Here is a 20,571-nt window from a genome sequence, read left to right as displayed (position 1 = left end):
GAGGGAGCCTCAATTCACCCGGCGCAGCACCGTGTCGAGCCGGCCGCGGCCATCCTTGTCTAGCCAGGTGGCGGCGACACGGCCGTCGGCGCGCAGGCGGTAGCGCAGGAGGTTGCGGCCCTTCTCGTCGAACACCAGTTCGCCATTCTCGATCCGGCCCTTGCGGCGCACCCGCTCGAAGGGCTGGTCCGCCTCCATTCCGGCGCCCAGCAGGTAATCGGCATAGACGGCGTCGCCCTCGGCCTTCTCCACCGACAGGGCAACCTCGCGGCCGTTGATGTAGCTGCCGTACCACATCCCCATATAGGGCCGCAGGGCGGAGATGGTGTCGGTTTCACCCTTGCCGGAGCCGGACCCGGTGGCGGGCAGGGCGGCCTGAAGCAACTCGGCGCTCGGGTTGCGGCCCCAGGATTCGTCGCAGGGCGGATCGTTCGCGGCCGGCGGCGCCTCGGCGAAGCGGACGATGCAGGCGCCGAACCGGCGGACGAACAGCCCGGTGTTTGCGGCGCCATGGCCGGTCAGCAGCGACGGCTGGTCGACGATCAGGCTGTTCAGACCGCGCTGGGCCAGGATGCTGCGCGCCGGCTCGGCCCGCCCGCCGGGATCGAAATCGTCGCCATGGAAGAGGAACATCATGACCCGCGCGCGCCGCACCTCGCGCAGGATCGGCCAGAGCTGGGCCGCATTCTCGCGGTAGCTGTCGTAGGCCTCGGTGAAGTTGCCGAAGGCAGCCGGGGCGGTGGCAATGACGGCGTCGATGGCAGTGGTCTGGCCAGCGGCGATCAGCGAGATAAAGGCCCCGAACGATTGGCCGGTCAACGCCACGCGGCGGTAGCCCTTGCCCTTCAGCATCTCCGAATAGCCGGCGAGTGCGCGCGCGCTGTTGGGCAGGGTGTCGCTGACGCGCATGCGGTCCAGCCGGTAGACGTCCCAACCGGCACTGTGCAGAGCCTTCATGTAGAGCGGGGTAGGCGCTTCGGAATCCTCGGAATCCACCGAGCGGCCATGGCTCCACACCACCGCGCCCCGCGCCCGGGCCGGACCGGCCAGCGACGCCTCGCCATAGGCCGGTTTCAGAACGATCTGAGCGGTCGCCGGTCGGGCCGTCGCCAGGCCACCCGCCGCGGCCAGTCCGATTATCGCAGCCAGTCCGAGAACCACTCCCCGAAGCGTCAGCATCATCCCCACCGATCCCCGTTGTGCTGCGATGTCGGTTCAGGATTGGCTGCGGTGGTTAACGCGTCCTTTCCATCGTTTGACCGACGCGCAGGGCGCCACATTTTGTCACAGGCCGGACGGCGCAAATAAGAATGACTCGCAATTGATTGCGGGTGGCGCTAGGATGCTTCCGCAACCGAACGAAGGAGCATCGGCATGTGCGAGACGGTGGGAGAAGGGCGGCCGTCGCCCTGGACGGTGACGGACCTGACGACGGCCGAACGCGCGCTGTTGACCGGCGTCCGCCAGTGGTTCCGCGCCGGAACCGCCGGGGCGATGGCCTCCATGCGAATCGGGCTGAACGTCGCAGGCGTGCCGAACACGGCGCTGTTGCCGCTGTTCGCGCTGCTAGGCACCTTTGCGGTGGCCGGAGTCCGCAAGCCGGAAATCCGCTGTCCGGCCTGCAGCCGGATCAGTGCCGACGAGGCCGCCTTGCTGGACTCCCTGGCCGCCGTGCAGAGCGGGGATGCGGAGGTGGCGGCCCAGCTGCTGGATCGCTGGCTGCCGCTCGTGGCGCTTTGCATGGCCACCGATGCGATGCGGGAACTGTCCGGCGTCCTGGACGGTGCGCGCATTTATCTGCCCCGGCGTCGTGCCGCCCGGCTGGTGCCGCTTCCGGCCGGGACGGCGCTGGCGGCCGAATGACCGCTATCCCCGGATAACCGCTATTCCGCGGCGAGGCGCAGGCCGGAGCCGCCATCCGGTTCTCCCTTTGCCGGTAGCTTCTTGCATAGCAGCCATTGGTCGATGGCGACGCGGATCGGCTTTCCTTCCGGCGTGCGGTAGAGGAACTGACCGCGTTCACGGCCGCAATGCTCGTAGCCCAGCCGTTCGTAGAAGGGCAGCACTTCGGCATTGTCACGGTCAACTCCCAGTTCCGCGACGGCGACGCCGCGGCTTATCACAATGCGCTCTGCAGCGTGCACCAATATGACCCCGAGCCCAAGCCCACGGAAGGGCTGGAACACCCGCAATGCCCACAGGGTGGCGCGGCCACTAGGCCGTTTGCGCAAAAAATCGATGCAGATCTGGCCGACGGGAAAGCCGTTGACGTCGGCCAGCAGCATGGCGCCGTCGCCGCGTTCCTGGAGCCGATAGGCGTCGGCGATGATTTCGCGGTGAGGCGTGTGCAGGCCGTACCATTCCAGTGTCGGCAAATCCTCTCGCTTTGCCCGACGTATCGTCACCGCCATCGCCAGGGTCGCGTGGTCTACCGGAACTCCATCCGTTTCCGATCCGACCCGACATTTTCCAGCCATTCCACCTGTGCCGGTGTGCCGGTGTGCAGTTGCCATGATGCCGATGCCTCGCAGGTGTCTCCCGCCCGCCTTGCCACAGGAGGCGGCTGCCGATGACAACCCTACACGGAGCACGGCCGTTCCGACGCTATGCGGTCGGGATAGTGCTTTCGGTCGGATGGAACGCATGGAAAATAAATAAAATTTATCGCAAAAATATAATAATAAAATAAAAATACGCAAAATTCACTTTTCTTGTCTATGGTTGAATTGATCTTATGAAGCTAAGGCGATGTTGCATGACGGAAGCGTTATTGACATTTATTTTGAGTGTTTGATATCCAGTCTTCTCGAAGAAAGTGCATGTTCGATCGACGAATAAAAATAATTTTCTGTAAAATGCGAGCAATATGGTGGGGGGATCCAAGCATGATGAGGATAGTCAATCTGGGGCGTACAGGGGTATTCGTGGCGATACGTGGCGGAGTTGTGACCAGCCTCGGTGGGCGCAGCCACTGGCGTACAGCGGATGAAGTTCGCCGTGCAGCGCAAGCGGAAAGCATTCCAGTCAGCGACTACGTAATTCGGACGCATCCCTGAATTGTCGCGACGGGTAGCCGGGCAAGGAGCTACCGAAAGGGCGCATTCCTGCGAACGCGCCCTTATTTCGGCTTGGCGGAGGGTGTTTCCAACGAGCCTCCACACTTATGGATCGAATTGATCAGCCTGCTCGGACACGGGTCAGGAAACGTTCAACCTCGGCGCGAAGTGTGGCGGATTGGCGCGACAGCTCATTTGTGGCATCCAGCACATGGCGAGCCTCCTCACCGGCATTGTTGGCCGACGCGTTCACCGCAACGATGGTCTGGCTGACCTCGCGCGTACCGATTGAGGCCTGCTGAACGTTGCGGGCGATCTCCGTGGTGGCTGCACCCTGTTCTTCCATGGCAGTGGCAATGGACGTCGAGATCTCATTGATACGGGCGATGGTGCCGGAGATGGACCGGATCGCCCCCACCGCTTCCTGCGTGGCACTCTGAACCGCGCCGATCTGGGAGTTGATCTCCTCCGTCGCCTTGGCTGTCTGGTTGGCGAGGCTCTTGACCTCGCTGGCGACCACGGCGAATCCCTTGCCGGCTTCGCCCGCGCGCGCCGCTTCGATGGTGGCGTTCAGGGCCAGCAGGTTGGTCTGGCTGGCAATATCGTGGATCAGCTTCACCACTTGGCCGATGCGGCTGGCGGCGTCGGCAAGCCCCTGCACCGTGGCGTTGGTACGTTCGGCTTCCGTCATCGCTGCGTTGGCGATGGCGGCGGACCGGGTCACCTGATGGCTGATCTCGCCGATGGAGGCAGTCAGTTCCTCTGCCGCGGCGGCGACCGTCTGGATGTTGACGGAGGCCTCCTCTGCGGCGGCAGCGACCTGCGTCGACTGTTCGCTTGTGATTTCAGCGGTGCGGCTCATTGCCTGGGCCGTACCCTGAAGCTGATGGGCCGCTGATGCCACCGCCTGGACCACGCCCTTCACTTCCCGTTCGAAACCGTCTGCTGTGCTGCCCAGTTCACGTGCGATGATCGCAGCGGTGTTCAAGTCGATATAGACCGACGTGGCGAGATCCATGTCGAGGAAGACCGCCTTGTTGATGGCCTGGAGCAACTGCGAGAGCTTCTCCGGCTTCTTGCGGTGGATCTGGCTCGCCAGTTCGATCAACTTGTTCAGCGTGAAGCAGTAGGCGCCGGTATACCAGCGCGGTTCCAACCCGATGCGTTGATGGGTCTGGCCGATCCTCAGCACCTGGTTGACATAGGCCTCATCGAAGGTGCCGGTGAAGACATTGCGTAGCCAATGCTGCTTTTGCAGGTCACGCGCTCGACCGGTCACGGCAGGATCGGTCAGCATTGGGGCGACATCTGGTACCGAACGTAGATAACCGTAAAACTCTTCAAGTATCTGATCGATCCGCTGCGTCAGATGGGGCTGGAATTCCCGCAGAGTTGCCTTTGTCGCGTCATCGATGCGCAGGAAGTTGATACGGCTGACAATCGATTGAGTCTGGGCAGCGTTCGACATGGAGCCCCTCTCCCATTTGAGATATGATTAGCGTACTAAGAATTGACGAAAATGCAAACTTTACAGAGAGCGGCACATCATGCTCAAGCAGTGACATCTTTAAACATGTCACTTTGTCGCAGAACGTTTTTGAGAGGGTCGCACGGAAAGCAATAAAAGCACTGATAAGGCGAAATAAAAAGCATAACGCCCAATGAAAAGTACCGGCGGAGCCTGGGGCGCCGCCGGCTGACAGTTGACAGGTTTGGAGGCAACAAGCGGAGCCGAAGCCCGCGGAAGCTATGCGGCAGCGGGCAATGACCGTCCGGTGCCGCATATGGCCCTATCCGGAGCATCGCCGCACCGGACGGGGTGACAGAGTTCCTTCAGGCCACCATCGGAGTGACCGGACGGCGCAAGGCCTGCGCAGCGCTGAGCACCGCCTTCTGGAGTTTCTCGAAGGCGCGAACCTCGATCTGGCGCACGCGCTCGCGCGATACGGAGAATTGCTGGCTAAGTGCCTCCAAGGTGGATGGGTCGTCCTTCATCCGGCGCTCGAACAGGATACGGCGTTCGCGAGCGTCCAACCGGTCCAAGGCCTGCCCGACCAAGCGGCGGCGCAGCGCCAATTCGTCGGCTTCGGCCAGCATGGTGTCCTGGGTGGGGCGGTCATCGGCCAGGAGTTCCAGCCAGTTCGTCTCGCCGTCGCTCGATAGCGTGGCGTCGAGCGAACTGTCGTTGGCGGCAAGCCGGCGGTTCATCTCCACCACCTCTGTCTCCGGCACATCCAGTTCGGCGGCGATGGTCGCCACCGTCTCCGGCGAGAGGTCGCCCTGTTCCAACTCGGCCATCTGGCTCTTCAGACGGCGCAGATTGAAGAAGAGCTTCTTCTGCGCAGCGGTCGTGCCCATCTTCACCAGGGACCAGCTGTGCAGGATATATTCCTGGATCGCAGCCCGGATCCACCAAGTGGCGTAGGTGGCGAAGCGGAAGCCGCGCTGCGGATCGAATTTCTGAGCTGCCTGCATCAGGCCGACATTGCCTTCCGCCACCAGGTCGACCAGCGGCAGGCCATACCCGCCAAAGCCGCGGGCGATCTTGATCACGAGACGCAGATGGCTGCCTACGAGCTGTTCCAGCGCCTGCGGACTTCCACGCTCCCGCCATGCGATGGCAAGATCGCGCTCGACATCCGGTGCGAGGATGGGGAAGCGCTTCGATTCTTCAATGTAGCGGGTCAGGCTGGCGTTTTCACCGGTCAGCAGTTTCTTCAGCACGCGAATGCCTCCTCTCCAACGCTTCCTGGGGCGGCCCGCGACAGGGACCGGCCCCTTGTCGGGGCCCATGGCGGAGATCGCCCGAGAGGCGATGATCCATTGGCGGACGCAGGAATTTCGTCCGTCTCTGCGGCTTTGGCTGTTGTAGGGTTTGTATTTTGCCGGGTGTCGCCAAGGAACTGCGTCCTTTCGACACTGTAAATGTGGCCGCGCAAACCAAACGGATCAAGCCTGTAAAGGGCGTGTCCCGGCAGTTTTTCGGCGTATACCCAGGCTCTTCCTCCACCCACACCGGCGGACCGGGAGGGGGGGCGATCCTATGACCTCTGACCTTCCGCCGATGATCGTTTGGGCAGGTGGCGGCCCCGGGACTTCCGTCATTTTTCTCCGCCGGTCCGTTGTCCGGTGCCGCACCCGCGAACTGCATCGGCCGAATGTCGGCCTGGGTGAGGAGAGGTTACTATGCCTCTGCTGCGAAGTAGGGGATAGGACCTCCCCTGAACCAAGAACCCTAGATGGGAAGGCCGATCCACTTCGCCACCTGAACCTTGGTCATAGGCCAGTGAACCGGTTTGGAGGTAATCCGTGATGACGGCGCGCTGATCGATGAAGCCTGTCGACCGCGTTGCATTCAAAGGTCGCCGTGGAACATCAAACGGAAAAGGACACACCCACCGGGGTGCGTCCTTTCCAGTCGAGGTTGAGAGTCGAAGCGGGCTACTCGGCCGCCGCGCGCTTGCGGCCAAGGCCGAGCTTGGTCGCCATCTCCGAACGCGCCTTGGCATAGTTCGGCGCAACCATCGGATATTCCGGCGGAAGCGCCCACTTGGCGCGATATTCGTCCGGCGTCATGTCATAGACGGTCTTCAGATGCCGTTTCAGCATCTTCAGCTTCTTTCCATCTTCCAGACAGACGATGTATTCCGGGGTAACCGACTTCTTGATGGCAACGGCCGGAACCAGTTCGGCCTTGGCCTGAACGGGCTTGTCGTCGCCCAGGCCACGGAAGGCAGCCTGCACGCTGTTGATCAGCGTGGGCAGATCCTGGACCGGCACCGAGTTGTTGCCGACATAGGCGGCGACGACCCTGGCGGTCAACGATTGCAGTTCAGTTTGATCGATGCTCATGGCGGCGCTCCCCAACGGCAAAGGTGGCGTGCGGGTCAGCCGTTCACCAGATCGCGCAGCTGCTTGGCCGGCTTGAATTTCGGAGCCTTCGACGCGGCGATGGCAACGACTTCGCCGGTACGCGGGTTGCGGCCTTCACGGGCGGCACGCTCGGCCACCTCGAAAATGCCGAAACCGGCCAGACGCACGTCCTCGCCCCGGCCCAGCGCGCCGGAGATGCCCTCGAACACCGCCTGAACGACCTTGGCCGCGTCGGCCTTCTTGATGCCGGCATTGGTGGCGACGGTTTCGATCAGTTCGGCCTGGTTCATGCAAAACTCCATTTGGTCGGTTTGGTTTCGGTTTTTCGGAGTTATTGGCAGAACGGCACCATCCGCACAAGAGCGAACACAGATTGGGCAACCGCCGGTGTTTTTCTTGCCCGCTCTTCGTTCCCCATCTGTGGCGGCGTTGCATCAAGACCCGAGTCCCGAAGCCCGTGAAGCACCCCCGGCCGCGGTCTTTCTGACTTCGACGGAGATGTGCGTCGCGACTCGCAAAGATGCGGCTGTTGGCTGGATGTATTTTGATTGGGATGACGCGGTGGCGGTCTTCGGGCATCTTGACCTGATCCAAGCCGACACCATCTGCCGGAAAGTACGGGTCCGGGCCCCTCTGGCGACCGAGGCGTCGGTCGTGATGTCGGAACCGCTTGATCACTCCGCTGACGCAGCGTCATCAAGTGGATCTTGCGATGGACGGTATAATGACAATGGTTTTCCTCGAATTTTTGGGAAAACCAATCTGGATTTGGCTGATTTTCGTTGGTGTTGTCCTGTCGCTGCTGGTTCTCGATCTGGGTGTCCTGAACCGGCGCGACCATGTCATCGGGGTCGGCGAGAGTTTGAAGCTGTCGGCCTTCTACATTGCCGTCGCCATGTTGTTCGGCGGCTGGATCTGGTGGTCGATGGGGGGCGAAGCCGGTCTTCAATACTATACGGGCTTCTTCGTCGAAAAAAGCCTGTCGCTCGACAACGTCTTCGTCATATCGCTGATCTTCAGCTACTTCGCAGTTCCGCGCGAATTGCAGCACAGGGTGCTGTTTTGGGGTATCCTGGGCGTGATCGTGCTGCGCGGCCTGATGATCGGCGCCGGCGCGGCCCTGGTTGCCGAATTCCACTGGATTCTTTACGTGTTCGGCGCATTCCTGCTGCTGACCGGCATCAAGATGCTGTTCGCGTCGGATGAGGAAATGAACATCGGCGACAATGCGGTGCTGCGCTTCCTGAAGAGACGCATCCGTGTCACCGACCGTTTCCACGGCCACCACTTCTTGGTGAAGGAGCCGGCAGGCGAGGGCGGTGCGCTGCGCTGGACGGCGACTCCCCTCCTGCTGGCGCTGGTCATGGTGGAACTTGCCGATCTGGTCTTTGCGGTCGACAGCGTTCCGGCGATCTTTGCCATCACCACCGACCCTTATCTGGTCTACACCAGCAACATCTTCGCGATCCTGGGACTGCGTGCGCTCTATTTCGCGCTCGCCGCCATGGTCCACCGCTTCCGCTATCTCAAATACGCTCTGGCACTGGTACTGGTCTTCATCGGCGGCAAGATCTTCTACACCCAGCTGGTCGCCAAGCCGGATCCGCTGATCGCATTGGGCGTGACCTTCGCCCTGATCGCAGGCGGCGTTCTGGTGTCCCTATGGAAAACCAGTCGCGAGGATCGGACCGCTGAGGCTGGGTGACGCCATGGCCTGAATGGGCAGCAGCGATGCATGATGCAGTGCGATCGCATCGTTGCCGCCCTTCAGAAGCCCAGCTTCATCAGTTCGGCGATGCTATCCGAGGCGTTGCGATGAAGGACGAAACGGCCGCCCGCCGCCTCCCAGGGCTTGCGGGCCTTCTCGCGGTCGTCGACGAGAACCGCACCGGGGGTGGCGTGCAGGGCCTTATCGCGGGCCATGCAGGTGATGACCGGCACGTCCGCGCCAAGCATCCGGGCAACCCAGCGCATCTTCTGGTCGGGAGCCCAACTGCCGAGCGGCAGCCCGGTCAGGATGGTCGGCCGGTGCGGCGCGCAGAAGCTCCACAGTTCCTGCGCGTCGTGCATGAACTCCAAGGTGCCGAAGAAGTCGGCGTGGCGGGACAGGGCCCGCCACATCTCCTTCATCGCCAGTTGCTCCGGGCGCCTGCCGGTAACCGCGACGACGCCGCGGTCGAAGTCGGCCAGCACTCCGTCGAGATCCAGGAACAGCGGCGGCGCCACATCAAGCACCGCTCAATTCGGACCGTTCGCGGAACTCGTCGAGGGCCTGCGGATTGGACAGCGCCTCGGTGTTCTTGATCGGGCGTCCGTGGACCGCATCGCGCACCGCCAGTTCGGTGATCTTGCCGGAACGGGTGCGCGGGATGTCGGTGACCTGCACGATCTTCGCCGGGACGTGGCGGGGAGAGCAATTGTCCTTGATCCGCTTGCGGATGGCTGCGGCAAGGCTCTCGTCAAGCGTCATGCCCTCGCGCAAGACGACGAACAGCACGACGCGGACGTCGCCGTCCCATTCCTGTCCGATGCAGACCGCCTCCATGATCTCCGGCAGCTGTTCGACTTGGCGGTAGATCTCCGCCGTGCCGATGCGCACGCCGCCGGGGTTCAACACCGTGTCCGACCGGCCGTAGATCACCCAGCCGCCATGTTCGGTCTGCTCTATGAAGTCGCCATGGACCCAGATGTCGGGGAAGCGGTCGAAATAGGCGGCGCGGTATTTGGAACCGTCGGGATCGGCCCAGAATCCGATCGGCATGCTGGGGAAGGGACGGGTACAGACCAATTCACCCTTCTCGCCGCGCACCGCCACGCCGTTGTCGTCGAACGCTTCCACCGCCATGCCAAGTCCACGGGTCTGGATCTCTCCTTTCCAGACCGGAGCGATCGGGTTGCCCAGCACGAAGCAGGACATGATGTCGGTTCCGCCGCTGATCGAGGCGAGATGGACATTCTGTTTGATCGCGCGGTAGACGAACTCGAAATTCTCCGGCATCAACGGCGAACCGGTGGAGGTCAGCGTCCGCAGGTTTGTCAGCGGGTGGGTCCTGATCGGCTCCAATCCCGACTTCTCGAGCGACTGGATGAACTTGGCCGAGGTGCCGAACAGGGTCACCTTCTCGGCTTCGGCATAGTCGAACAGGATGTTGCCGTCCGGCGCGAAGGGCGATCCGTCATAGAGGACCAGCGTCGTGCCGCTGGCCAGCCCGCTCACCAGCCAGTTCCACATCATCCAGCCGCAGGTGGTGAAGTAGAACAACCGGTCGCCGTGTTTCAGGTCGCAATGCAGCCGGTGTTCCTTCACATGCTGAAGGATGGAGCCGCCGGTGCCGTGGACGATGCATTTCGGCTTTCCAGTGGTACCGGAGGAATAGAGGATGAACAGCGGGTGGTCGAAGGCGACCCGCTCGAACACCGGTTCGGCCGCCGGATGGGGCGCCATGAAGTCCTGGAAGCCGACGGCACCCGGAATCATCGACACATCCGGCGTCTGTTCGACATAAGGAACGATGACGGTGGCGACGACGGTCGGCAGGTCCTTCAGCACCTCGACCAGCTTGGCGCGGACGTCGTGGCTCTTGCCATTGTACCAGTAGGCATCGGGGGCGAAGACCACCTTCGGCTCGATCTGGCCGAAGCGGTCGGTGATGCCCTGGATGCCGAAATCCGGCGAGCAGGATGACCAGACCGCGCCCAGGCTGGTGGTGGCGACCATCGCCGCGAGTGTTTCCGGCATGTTGGGCATGATGGCTGCGACGCGGTCGCCCTTGCCGACCCCCTGCGCCCTCAGCGCCTGCTGGAGCCGGGAGACGGTGGCCCTCAACTCGGCGCCGCTCCAGCGGTATTTCACCTTGTCCTCGCCCCAGAAGACCACGGCATCGTCGGCGGGCGCCCCGGCCAGCAGGTTCTCGGCATAGCTGAGGCGCGCTTCCGGGAACCAGCGGGCGCCCGGCATCCTGTTGCCGTCCAGCAGGTCGACGGCACCCAGGTCGCCGGTCAGTCCCGCCCACTCCCACAGGAAACGCCAGAACCGTTCCTTCTCGGCGATGGACCAGTTGTATAGCGCTTCGTAACCGTCGAGCCGCAATCCGAAACGCGCGTTCGCCGCTTCCCGGAAGGCGGTCAGGTTGGCCTGCGCGACGCGTTCCTCACTCGGGCTCCACAGCGGAGTGTCCATTCTCGATTCCCTCAGCGTCTGGTTTCCAGCCGGCATCAAGCAGCCGGCTTATCTGCCGGGTTGCTTGTTCGTACCCCGGATTGCCGTGCAGCATAGCGCATGGCTGCATCGGTTGTCTTTCCCCTGGTGGGTGAAATGCTGCCGGACGGGGTTCGTGGAACGCGGAATGAAATCAAGCTGATACAAAAGGTAACAGCGGGGAGGGGCCTCCCCGCCGCAAGGGCTTGCCGTCGGCGACGCGAGGGCGGATGCCCCGTCAGGCCGCCCGGATCGTCGCAACGAAATTCTGAACTTCCTGACGCAGCCGCTCGGCTTCGCGGGCAAGGCCGCCGGCCGCGTGCAGGACCTGACCCGCCGCCGATCCGGTTTCCGATGCCGCCTGATTGACGCCCAGGATGTTGGAGGACACCTCGCCGGTGCCGCGTGCAGCCTGCGCGACGTTGCTGGCGATATCGCCGGTGGCGGCATTCTGTTCCTCGATCGCCGCGGCGATTCCGGTCGAGATGTCGCTGATCCGGTCGATGGTGCCGGCGATGCCGGTGATGGCGGCCTGCGCACCGATGGAGGCAGCCTGGATCTCCTTCACCTTGACCTGGATGTCTTCCGTTGCGCGAGCGGTCTGGTTGGCGAGCTGCTTCACCTCGCTGGCGACGACGGCGAATCCTTTGCCGGCTTCACCGGCGCGGGCCGCCTCGATGGTCGCATTCAGCGCCAGCAGGTTTGTCTGGCCGGCGATGGAGTTGATGAGCACCACCACCTGCTCGATCTGCTGGGCGGCCTGCACCAGCCCGTCGATCGCCTCGCCGGTGCGGCGTGCATCCTCCACCGCCCGGGCGGCGACCTGGGTGGAGGTGGTAACCTGCCGGCCGATCTCGGCGATGGAGGCGGACAGCTCTTCCGTTGCCGCGGCCACGGTCTGGACGTTGGTCGACGCCTGCTCGGCTGCCGCCGCGACGCTGGAGGCCTGCACGTTGGTCTGATCGGCAGTCGAGGACATGGCGGATGCGGCACCCTGCATCTCGGTTGCCGCCGAAGCCACCGTCTCGACGATGCCCTGGACGCTTCCTTCGAACCGAGCGGCCATCTGCAACATGGCGGTGCGCTGAATCTCCGAAGCGCGGACTTCGGCCTCCTTGGCCTCCTGCTCCACCCGCCGGGTCCGTATCATGTTGTCGCGGAAGATCTGGACCGCGGCGGCCATCGCGCCGATTTCGTCCCGGCGGTCGGTGGCGGGGATTTCGACCTCGAGGTCGCCTTCCGCCAGAAGGCCCATGGCGGAAGTCATGGCGAGAACCGGAGTGGCGACGCTGCGGCCGATCAGCCATGCCAGCAGGATTGCCAGCGCGGCTGCGGCGGGCGTCAGGATCAGGGACAGGGATTCGGCGGCGTTGGCCGTCTCCTGAGCTTCCTTGCGCAAAGCCGACTGGCCGGCGCCGATCGTCTCGCGGATAGCCTGCAATTGCCTGCCGATTGCCGTGCCGGTGGGTGACAGTCGCTTGTCGGTGATCTCGGCCATCGCGGTCATATGGCCTTCCATCGCCTTCAATCCGGCCGCGAACTTCGCAAACAGTGCGCGGGCTGCGTCGATCCGCGCCAACTGACCGTCCGCCAGTGGCATGCCGGTCACGTCCTTCATCGAATCGGAAGCTTCGGTGAGGCGTGCGATCACGCGGTCGAAACCATACTCCCTATCGCCGGCCAGCAGGCGGAAGGCCAGGATTCGACTGGTCCAGACCGCTTCACTGATCTTGTTCAGCGTGACGATTGTGCCGTAATGATCGGTGTTCTCCTCAGCCGTACGCATTTCGACCAGCAGGGCTCGCAGGCTGGAGCCCGCGTCGTAGACGATCTCCCGGTTCAGCCGTTCCAGTTCGCCGCGGCGGTCCCGGTAGTCGAGCGCAGCCGCCGCATAGGCTTGGAGATTAACCGACACCTCGTCGAGCCGCTTGCGGGCGGCATCGTCCGGCATCATCGGCTTGGCGGCCGACAATTCACGTTCGGCATTCGCCATTTCGGTAAAGAGACCTTCCGAGTTTTCCAGCTTGGGTTCTGCCATGTATCGCAGGAAGGCCATTCGGCCGCGCAGAACGGAGAGGTCGACGTGCTGCATCTTTTCCACGATCAAACCTTGATCGGAGAACTCGTTCAGGGAGTCGCTGGAACGCTGGGCCGAATGCCAGGACACGATACCGAGTATGAGAAGGAGGAGGACGATCACACCGAAACCGGCTGTCACCCGCGCGCGAATCTTTAAGCCACCCATCGTCTAAAAGGCCCCCGTTCCATCCATTTTCATTGGTTTGCCTGCCGGTCCACCGAGCCCCAAACAGGCGCTCATGCGTGACTTCATATGCTGTCGAGTGATTAAAAGAATGGAAAGGGAAAGGCCGATGTTTTTATTCATCGGTCCGCAATGATGATATACGAAAATATTTTCGACTCTAGTCAAAATAGCAATAGACCGGCATGGTCTCCATGATAAAAAAGTTCATTTTGCTACTTATAATTGATTTTTATATTATTTTCTATTGCGAGTAAGAATATGAAAATTCTTTCTTGAATTATGAGAGGCGCAGTATTCTTGGGATCGGACAGGGATTGGCGGTCAGTCGTGCATTTTTAATATTCTAGTATATCAACTTAGACGCCGATGACCCCCGTGTCCGGCCCACTTTCCACCATCGCCATTCGACAAATTTCGAATGCCAGCCGGCGCATCCGACCACTGCATGACGGCCCCCCGCATAATGCATGCGATGGGAACTTTGCCTGTTCGCAAGCGGTTCTTCCCGGCAGCGCTTCCGCATGACCGGGCGCCTCCCAGCGAGATCGGGGGTGGAGCAAGATGAAGGTGATCGGGATTTCCGGGTCTTATGGTGGTCTGAACCTGGGAGATGAGGCGATCCTCACCGCCGCCGTGGAGCAATTGCGGGCGACCGTACCGGAGGTCGAGATCGTCGTCTTCACCCGCGATGCGGAACACACCCGCGCCAACCACGCGGTCGACCGTGTGTTGAATCCTCGTGAAGCGACACGGGATGAGATCATGCCGGAGGTCGAGCGGCTGGACCTGCTGCTGCTGGGCGGCGGCGGCATCCTCTATGACAGCGAGGCCCAAACCTATCTGCGCGAAGTCGTCATCGCCCAGCGCTTTGGCATACCGACCCGCACCTTCGCCATCGGGGTCGGCCCGTTGAAACATCAGGTCGAGCGCGATGCGGTGCGCGACGGACTCGACCGCATGGATGGAATCACCGTGCGTGAACAAAGTGCCAAGCGGCTGATCGAGGAGATCGGCGTCCGCGTCCCGGTTGAGGTCACCGCCGATCCGGCCCTGCTGCTGACTCCCGACCCCTTCAGCGCCGAAATGCTGGCGGAAGCCGGCATTCCCCGTGACCGGCCGCTGATCGGCCTGTCGGTGCGCGAACGCGGGGGGGCTGCACCGGATCTGTCGGAGGCCGCCTACCACCAGCTGTTGGCCGAGGCCGCCGATTTCATGACCGAACGGTTCGAGGCCGACGTGCTGTTCGTACCGATGGAGCGCGCCGATGTGCGCGAGGCCCATCGGGTGATGGGGCGTATGAGCCTGCCGGAGCGGGCCCATCTGCTGAAATACCGGTACGGACCGCGGCAGATCCTCGGCTTGATGGAGCATCTGCATCTCGCCGTGGGGATGCGGCTGCATTTTCTGATCTTCGCGGCCATATCCGGCACGCCGGTGATGGCTTTGCCCTATGCCTCCAAGGTGGCGGACTTCCTGACTTCGCTGGGGCTGGAACCGCGCTCCACCGTTGCCCATACGACGGCCGGCACCTTTCTGGCCGATCTCGACCGGCTGTGGGATCACCGCGCCGATCAGCAGGCGCTGCTGCGCGAAAATGTACCGCGCCTGCAGGAGCTTGCCCGTCGCACGGCGCCGCTGGCCACGCGCGGTGAGGAGTGATGCCGCTCAGGCGGCGTTGAACGAACCGAAAAACCCCAGGGAGATCGAATCGTGCCCGTCCTGACACTGCCCGCCGACCCGGCCACAGTCATCCTGCCACCGCGTATCGCCACGCGGGTCGGCCGTTGCGACGTGCTGGTCGTCGGTGGAGGTCCGGCAGGAATGGCCGCGGCGATGGGAGCATCGCAGGCGGGGGCCGACACCATCCTGGTCGAGCGCTACGGCTTTCTGGGCGGCAATGCCACGGTGGCTTTGGTCATGCCCTGGATGAGTTTCTATACCCGGCGCGGATCGGTCGCCGTCGTCGACAACACCAGGCTGATGCCGCAGGACCATGGCCCCGGCGAGCCGGTGGTCGGCGGGGCGCTGGCAGCGTTCCTCGGGCGGCTTTATGCCGCGCATGGTGCCATCGCTCCGTCGTCCGATACCGGATTCACCGTGCCCTTCGACCCGGAAATCCTGAAGGCGGTGTCGCAGGAGATCCTGGACGATGCCGGGGTGCGGGTGCTGTTGCATGCCTTCGCGTCCGGCATCGTGGGGGAGCGCGGCCGGCCGACCGGCGTCGTCTTCGAAACGAAGTCCGGCCCGTTGGTGATCGAGGCCGGAACCATCGTCGACGGCACCGGCGACGGAGATATCGCCGCCCTGTCCGGTGCCGAATATGAGATCGGCCGTGACGAGGATGGGCTGACCCAGCCGATGACGCTGATGTTCCGCATGGCCGGCTTCGACCATGGCCGGTTTTCCGGATTCGTGCATGAGAATCCGACCCAGTGGCGGGGCGTGCATGGATTGTGGGATCTGGTGTCGAAGGCCACCGCCAACGGCGATCTGTCGCTGACCCGCGAGGACATCCTGTTCTTCGGCACCACCCATCCGGACGAGGTGGCGCTGAACTGCACGCGGGTGACCGGCGTGCTGGGCACGGACGTCTTCGACCTGACCCGCGCCGAATGGGAAAGCCGGCGGCAGGCGGCGCAGATCGCGGCGTTCATGAAGAAATACGTGCCGGGTTTCGCCGATTCCCATATCTGCCAGACCGGCGTTGCCGTCGGCGTGCGCGAGACGCGGCGGATCGTCGGCCGTTACCGCATGAGTGCCGACGACGTGCTGGGCGCGGCCAAGTTCGAGGATGCGGTGGCGCGCGGGACCTACCCCGTCGACATCCACAGCCCGACCGGCAAGGGCACGACCCTGAAGCGTGTGCCGACCGGCGAATGGTACGAAGTGCCGTTGCGTGCCCTGCTGCCTGTCGGCGTGGACAATCTGCTGGTGGCCGGACGCTGCATCTCCGGCAGCCACGAGGCCCATTCCTCCTACCGCGTCACTCCCACCTGCATGGCGACCGGACAGGCCGCCGGCGTCTGTGCCGCCTTCGCGGTCAAGCGGGGCGAACAGCCGCGCGACATGCATCATCGCATGGTGCAGACGGAACTGCTGCGCCAGGGTGCCTTGCTGCGGCCGGTGGAGTAGGGCATCCCGAGCCGGAAGCCAGGGGGCCGGAAAATCCCGCCGTCATAGCCCGCTGTTACCTGCCGGGCCGTTCGGCGCCCTACAATCCGTCCCGCAAATGGATTTCCACCGATCACGGGAGGATGCGATGGCGGCGAAGACCATTCTGATGCTGGTGGGCGACTATGCCGAGGATTACGAAACCATGGTGCCGTTCCAGACCCTGCTCGCGGTCGGCCATGTGGTCCATGCGGTCTGTCCCGGCAAGACAGCGGGCGACCGCGTTGCCACCGCGATCCATGATTTCGAGGGCGACCAGACCTATAGCGAGAAGCGCGGCCATAACTTCACGCTCAACGCCAGCTTCGAGACTGTGACCGCGGGCTCCTACGACGCCCTGGTGATTCCGGGCGGCCGGGCTCCGGAATATCTGCGGCTCAATCCAGCGGTGCTGGCGCTCGTCAGGGAGTTCGATGCCGCCGGCAAGCCCATCGCCGCAGTCTGCCATGGCGCCCAGTTGCTGGCTGCTGCCGGTGTGTTGAAGGGGCGGCGGGTTTCGGCCTATCCCGCCTGCCGGCCGGAGGTGGAGCTTGCCGGCGGCGAGTATGCCGACATCGCCATCGACGATGCGGTGACCGAGGGGAACCTGATCACCGCCCCGGCCTGGCCGGCCCATCCCGCCTGGATGTCGCGCTTCATCGCCGCGCTGGGAACCCGCATCGAACTGTGATGTGATCGTGGTGCATGGTCAGGGGCGGCCGCAATCCTGCCGCCGTCCCTTCCGCTTGACCGGGAGGGTGCCGCCGATGTGCGAGATCTACGTCAAGGCCGACCCGATCCTGTACGAGCCGCGTTCGCGTTCGGTCAGAATCCATGGTGTCGTCACCACGATCCGGCTCGAAGCGCTGTTCTGGGATGTGCTGGCCGAGATCGCCGCGCGAGACGGCATGACCACGAACCAGCTGATCGCCAAGCTCTATGACGAGATTGTCGAATTCCGCGGCGAGGTGCCCAATCTGGCGTCCTTCCTGCGGGTGAGCTGCCTGCGCTACCTGTCCCTGGTGGTGAATGCCGGTGAAGACCGCATGCCGGCGCAGCGGCGAGGCGGCACGGTGGTAAGCCTGCACGCCACTGCCGCCGGGATGTGATACGGGCCTAGGCCGACTTCTTCTTGCCGGCGCCGATCTTCGGTTCCTCGCCCTTTAGCAGGCGGCGGATGTTCGCCTCGTGGCGGATGAAGACCAGGATTGCGATGAACAGGCACAGGCCTGCCACCAGCGGTCCGCCGAAATACCAACCGGTCAACGGGCTGATGCCCAGTGCCGTCAGTGCCGACAGCGACGAGATGCGGAACAGTGCCGCCATGACCAGCCAGGTCAGGCAGGCCAGCAGGCCGACCGGCCAGGATACGGCCAGCAGTACGCCGAGCGCCGTCGCCACACCCTTGCCGCCCTTGAAGCCGAGCCACACCGGGAAGCTGTGGCCCAGCATGGCGCCGCCCGCGGCCAGCACCGCCGCTTCGGGGCCGCTCCACCACAGCGCCAGCAGCGCGGCGATGGCGCCCTTGCCGCTGTCTAGCAGCAGGGTCGCCAGCGCCAGCGGCTTGTTGCCGGTGCGCAACACGTTGGTTGCGCCGATATTGCCGGAGCCGATCTGGCGGATGTCGCCCAGACCGGCCATCCGGGTCAGCACCAGCCCGAAGGGGATCGAGCCCAGCAGGTAGCCCAGCAGGGCGGCAAGCACGAGAGTCAGCACCGGATCAATCCTCCGCCTGCCAGACCGTGCGGCCGTCTACGACGGTGCGCAACGGCCGGCCTTGGACTGGACGGTTCTCGAAGGGCGAGTTTTTCGACTTCGACTTGAAGCGGCTGACGTCGATCTGCCACGGCACGTCCAGGTCGAAGGCGACCAGATCGGCCGCCCCCCCCTTGACGATCCGGCCGAGCGGCAGGTCGAGAATCCGGGCAGGGTTCGAGGTGACGCAGGCCAGCGCCTTCAGCAGCGGCATCCTGCCCTTGTGTACAAGTTCCAGCGTCAGCGGGAACAGGGTTTCCAGCCCGATCACGCCACAGGCGGCCTGGGCGAAGGGTAGGCGCTTCTGGTCCTGGTCCTGCGGCACATGGTCGGACGCGATGGCATCGATGGTGCCGTCGGCCAGTCCCTCCACCACCGCCCGGCGGTCCATCTCGCCGCGCAACGGCGGCGAAACCTTGGCATAGGTGCGGTAATCGCCGACGTCGGTTTCGGTCAGGGCGAAGTAATGCGGGGCGGTGTCGCAGGTCACCGTCAGCCCGCGCGCCTTGGCCCGGCGGATCAGGTCGACAGACTCGGAAGTGGTGACATGGGCGAAGTGCAGGCGCCCGCCGGTCAGCTCGGCAAGCCGCAGGTCGCGCTCGATCATGATGATCTCGGCCTCGCGCGGGATGCCGACCAGGCCGAGACGGGTGGCGATCTCGCCGGAATTCATCATGCCGCCCGATGCCAGCGACGGCTCCTCGGGATGCTGGACGATCAGCTTGCCGAAGGTCTTGGCATAGCTCAGGGCCCGGCGCATCGTCTTGGCGCTGACGATGGCCTTGGTGCCGTCGGTGAAGGCGACCGCACCGGCATGGCTCAGCAGGCCCATCTCGGTGATCTCGTTGCCTTCGGTGCCGCGGGTGGCCGAGCCATAGGCGAACACCTTGACCAGCTTCACCTCGCGGGCACGCCGGGCGATGAACTCCAGCCCGGCAACTTCGTCCAGGACCGGGTCGGTGTTCGGCAGCAGCGCCATGGCGGTGATGCCGCCGGCAGCCGCGGCGCGCGACGCGCTCTTGATCGTGTCCTTTTCCTCTTCGCCCGGCTCACCGATCAGCACGCGCATGTCGACGAGCCCGGGGGCGAGGCACCGTCCGGCAAGGTCGATCACCTCCGCACCCTCGGGCGTAGAGTCGTTGAACAGGCCTGGGCCGAAATCGGCGATCCTCTCGCCGTCGATCAGCAGGTCACCATGCTGGTCGAGGCCGGTGGCCGGATCGAGCAGGCGGGCGTTGCGATAGACAGTAGGGGCATTCATCGGAGCACTCATCGGGCGGCTCCCGCAAGGTCGGACTGGCGGCGTTCACGGGTCAGCAGGTCGAGCACGGCCATGCGGACGGCCACGCCCAATTCCACCTGATCGAGGATCATCGAACGCTTTAGGTCGTCGGCGACTTCCGAGTCGATCTCGACGCCGCGGTTCATCGGGCCGGGATGCATGATGACCGCGTCGGGCTTCGCCACCTCCAGCTTTTCGTAATCGAGGCCATAGAAGTAGAAATACTCGCGGGTCGAGGGGACGTACTGGCCGCTCATCCGCTCGGTTTGCAGGCGCAGCATCATCACCACGTCGGCATCGCGCAGGCCGGTCTTCATCGAATGATGAACCTCGACGCCTAGCCGCTCGATCTGCGAGGGCAGCAGCGTCGGCGGCGCGACGCAGCGCACCCGGGCGCCCATCGCGTTCAGCAGATGGATATTGGAGCGCGCGACGCGGCTGTGCAGGATGTCGCCGCAGATCGCCACGATCAGCCCGTCCAGCCGGCCGAGGCGGCGGCGGATCGCCAGCGCGTCGAGAAGCGCCTGGGTCGGGTGCTCGTGGTGGCCGTCGCCTGCATTGATGACCGAGCAGTTGACCTTGTCGGCCAGCAGTTTGACCGCGCCAGAATCGGCATGGCGCACCACCAGCGCATCAAGGTGCATGGCGTTCAGCGTCATCGCCGTGTCGATCAGGGTTTCGCCCTTCTTCACCGAACTGCTGTCGGTCGACATGTTGATCACGTCGGCGCCCAGCCGCTTGCCCGCCAGCTCGAAGCTGGTGCGGGTGCGGGTGGAGTTCTCGAAGAACAGGTTCACCTGCGTGCGGCCGTCCAACAGGTTGGACTTCTTCACGGGACGGCGGTTCTGCTCGACATAGCCGTCGGCAAGGTCGAGGATCTGGGTGATCTCGCCGGCCCGCAGCCCCTCGATACCGAGGAGATGGCGGTGCGGGAAGACCGTGTCGGGGGACGGGTTCGCGCTCATGGGCGCGGACTATAGGAGCGCGCATG

The 20,571-nt window shown here is 63.8% G+C and carries 18 protein-coding genes; 6 read left to right on the top strand and 12 right to left on the bottom strand.

From position 1 onward, the window contains the following. Positions 1–9: 9 nt before the first annotated feature. Positions 10–1,182 (bottom strand): alpha/beta hydrolase, encoded by a 1,173-nt coding sequence (locus ABMY26_RS21340; protein WP_372396661.1) that lies wholly within the window; start codon positions 1,180–1,182, stop codon positions 10–12. 192 nt (positions 1,183–1,374) lie between these two features. Here ABMY26_RS21340 and ABMY26_RS21335 point away from each other — a divergent pair, with 192 nt between their 5' ends. Next, a complete protein-coding gene (locus ABMY26_RS21335; RefSeq protein ID WP_045580032.1) occupies positions 1,375–1,863 on the top strand; it encodes a hypothetical protein in 489 nt (162 codons plus the stop codon). Between the two features lie 20 nt (positions 1,864–1,883). On the opposite strand, the gene ABMY26_RS21330 is transcribed toward ABMY26_RS21335, so the two are convergent. From ABMY26_RS21330 to ABMY26_RS21310, 5 genes are all read right to left on the bottom strand, one after another. After that, complete coding sequence (locus tag ABMY26_RS21330; RefSeq protein ID WP_372396660.1) at positions 1,884–2,699, bottom strand: N-acetyltransferase family protein; 816 nt, start codon at positions 2,697–2,699, stop codon at positions 1,884–1,886. Positions 2,700–3,177: 478 nt separating this feature from the next. Further along, positions 3,178–4,524 carry a protoglobin domain-containing protein gene (locus ABMY26_RS21325; protein WP_372396659.1) on the bottom strand — a complete coding sequence of 449 codons (1,347 nt, stop codon included), beginning with the start codon at positions 4,522–4,524 and terminating at the stop codon, positions 3,178–3,180. Between the two features lie 365 nt (positions 4,525–4,889). Next, complete coding sequence (rpoH, locus tag ABMY26_RS21320; RefSeq protein WP_045580035.1) at positions 4,890–5,780, bottom strand: RNA polymerase sigma factor RpoH; 891 nt, start codon at positions 5,778–5,780, stop codon at positions 4,890–4,892. Between the two features lie 717 nt (positions 5,781–6,497). Next, the gene (locus ABMY26_RS21315; protein ID WP_045580036.1) at positions 6,498–6,908 is read right to left on the bottom strand and encodes a MucR family transcriptional regulator; all 411 of its coding nucleotides are present in this window, start codon (positions 6,906–6,908) and stop codon (positions 6,498–6,500) included. Positions 6,909–6,943: 35 nt separating this feature from the next. After that, positions 6,944–7,219 (bottom strand): HU family DNA-binding protein, encoded by a 276-nt coding sequence (locus ABMY26_RS21310; RefSeq protein WP_012974184.1) that lies wholly within the window; start codon positions 7,217–7,219, stop codon positions 6,944–6,946. Positions 7,220–7,641: 422 nt separating this feature from the next. Here ABMY26_RS21310 and ABMY26_RS21305 point away from each other — a divergent pair, with 422 nt between their 5' ends. Next, complete coding sequence (locus ABMY26_RS21305) at positions 7,642–8,634, top strand: TerC family protein (protein WP_372399047.1); 993 nt, start codon at positions 7,642–7,644, stop codon at positions 8,632–8,634. Between the two features lie 62 nt (positions 8,635–8,696). On the opposite strand, the gene ABMY26_RS21300 is transcribed toward ABMY26_RS21305, so the two are convergent. The 3 genes from ABMY26_RS21300 to ABMY26_RS21290 form a co-directional block, all read right to left on the bottom strand. Beyond that, positions 8,697–9,164, bottom strand: a complete 468-nt coding sequence (locus tag ABMY26_RS21300; protein ID WP_372396658.1) for a hypothetical protein — start codon at positions 9,162–9,164, stop codon at positions 8,697–8,699. Next, complete coding sequence (locus ABMY26_RS21295) at positions 9,157–11,109, bottom strand: acetoacetate--CoA ligase (RefSeq protein ID WP_372396657.1); 1,953 nt, start codon at positions 11,107–11,109, stop codon at positions 9,157–9,159. Before ABMY26_RS21295 ends, ABMY26_RS21300 begins: the two co-directional genes overlap by 8 nt. Before the next feature lie 256 nt (positions 11,110–11,365). After that, entirely contained in the window at positions 11,366–13,345 is a 1,980-nt protein-coding gene (locus ABMY26_RS21290; RefSeq protein ID WP_372396656.1) for a methyl-accepting chemotaxis protein, read from the bottom strand. Between the two features lie 615 nt (positions 13,346–13,960). On the opposite strand from ABMY26_RS21290, the gene ABMY26_RS21285 reads away from it, so the two are divergent. The 4 genes from ABMY26_RS21285 to ABMY26_RS21270 all read left to right on the top strand — a co-directional run bounded on the left by ABMY26_RS21285 (position 13,961) and on the right by ABMY26_RS21270 (position 17,652). Further along, entirely contained in the window at positions 13,961–15,052 is a 1,092-nt protein-coding gene (locus ABMY26_RS21285) for a polysaccharide pyruvyl transferase family protein (RefSeq protein WP_372396654.1), read from the top strand. 51 nt (positions 15,053–15,103) lie between these two features. Continuing rightward, on the top strand, positions 15,104–16,525 hold the full coding sequence (locus tag ABMY26_RS21280) for an FAD-dependent oxidoreductase (RefSeq protein ID WP_372396653.1): 1,422 nt from the start codon (positions 15,104–15,106) through the stop codon (positions 16,523–16,525). Between the two features lie 127 nt (positions 16,526–16,652). After that, a complete protein-coding gene (locus ABMY26_RS21275) occupies positions 16,653–17,234 on the top strand; it encodes a DJ-1/PfpI family protein (RefSeq protein WP_372396652.1) in 582 nt (193 codons plus the stop codon). A gap of 76 nt (positions 17,235–17,310) precedes the next feature. Next, the gene (locus ABMY26_RS21270) at positions 17,311–17,652 is read left to right on the top strand and encodes a ribbon-helix-helix domain-containing protein (protein WP_045580043.1); all 342 of its coding nucleotides are present in this window, start codon (positions 17,311–17,313) and stop codon (positions 17,650–17,652) included. 7 nt (positions 17,653–17,659) lie between these two features. On the opposite strand, the gene plsY is transcribed toward ABMY26_RS21270, so the two are convergent. Genes plsY through ABMY26_RS21255 form a run of 3 tightly spaced genes read right to left on the bottom strand, consistent with a single transcriptional unit; the run spans position 17,660 to position 20,545 of the window. Continuing rightward, on the bottom strand, positions 17,660–18,259 hold the full coding sequence (gene plsY, locus ABMY26_RS21265) for a glycerol-3-phosphate 1-O-acyltransferase PlsY (protein WP_372396651.1): 600 nt from the start codon (positions 18,257–18,259) through the stop codon (positions 17,660–17,662). Between the two features lie 4 nt (positions 18,260–18,263). Beyond that, positions 18,264–19,571, bottom strand: coding sequence for a dihydroorotase family protein (locus ABMY26_RS21260; RefSeq protein ID WP_372396650.1), 1,308 nt, complete (start codon positions 19,569–19,571; stop codon positions 18,264–18,266). Continuing rightward, a complete protein-coding gene (locus tag ABMY26_RS21255; protein ID WP_014247612.1) occupies positions 19,568–20,545 on the bottom strand; it encodes an aspartate carbamoyltransferase catalytic subunit in 978 nt (325 codons plus the stop codon). The genes ABMY26_RS21260 and ABMY26_RS21255 overlap by 4 nt, the downstream gene beginning before the upstream one ends. Between the last annotated feature and the right edge of the window lie 26 nt (positions 20,546–20,571).

The sequence above is a fragment of the Azospirillum sp. HJ39 genome, assembly GCF_041507355.1.
Classification (GTDB): Bacteria; Pseudomonadota; Alphaproteobacteria; order Azospirillales; family Azospirillaceae; genus Azospirillum; species Azospirillum thiophilum.
The sequence above is the reverse complement of the archived record's forward strand: the minus strand, read 5'-3'. Positions and strand labels throughout refer to the sequence as shown.

Coding starts and splice junctions, on each gene's coding strand:
- ABMY26_RS21340 (WP_372396661.1), bottom strand. CDS start 1,182: ATGATGCTGACGCTTCGGGGAGTGGTTCTCGGACTGGCTGCGATAATC.
- ABMY26_RS21335 (WP_045580032.1), top strand. CDS start 1,375: ATGTGCGAGACGGTGGGAGAAGGGCGGCCGTCGCCCTGGACGGTGACG.
- ABMY26_RS21325 (WP_372396659.1), bottom strand. CDS start 4,524: ATGTCGAACGCTGCCCAGACTCAATCGATTGTCAGCCGTATCAACTTC.
- ABMY26_RS21315 (WP_045580036.1), bottom strand. CDS start 6,908: ATGAGCATCGATCAAACTGAACTGCAATCGTTGACCGCCAGGGTCGTC.
- ABMY26_RS21310 (WP_012974184.1), bottom strand. CDS start 7,219: ATGAACCAGGCCGAACTGATCGAAACCGTCGCCACCAATGCCGGCATC.
- ABMY26_RS21305 (WP_372399047.1), top strand. CDS start 7,642: ATGGACGGTATAATGACAATGGTTTTCCTCGAATTTTTGGGAAAACCA.
- ABMY26_RS21295 (WP_372396657.1), bottom strand. CDS start 11,109: ATGGACACTCCGCTGTGGAGCCCGAGTGAGGAACGCGTCGCGCAGGCC.
- ABMY26_RS21275 (WP_372396652.1), top strand. CDS start 16,653: ATGGCGGCGAAGACCATTCTGATGCTGGTGGGCGACTATGCCGAGGAT.
- ABMY26_RS21270 (WP_045580043.1), top strand. CDS start 17,311: ATGTGCGAGATCTACGTCAAGGCCGACCCGATCCTGTACGAGCCGCGT.
- ABMY26_RS21260 (WP_372396650.1), bottom strand. CDS start 19,571: ATGAGTGCTCCGATGAATGCCCCTACTGTCTATCGCAACGCCCGCCTG.
- ABMY26_RS21255 (WP_014247612.1), bottom strand. CDS start 20,545: ATGAGCGCGAACCCGTCCCCCGACACGGTCTTCCCGCACCGCCATCTC.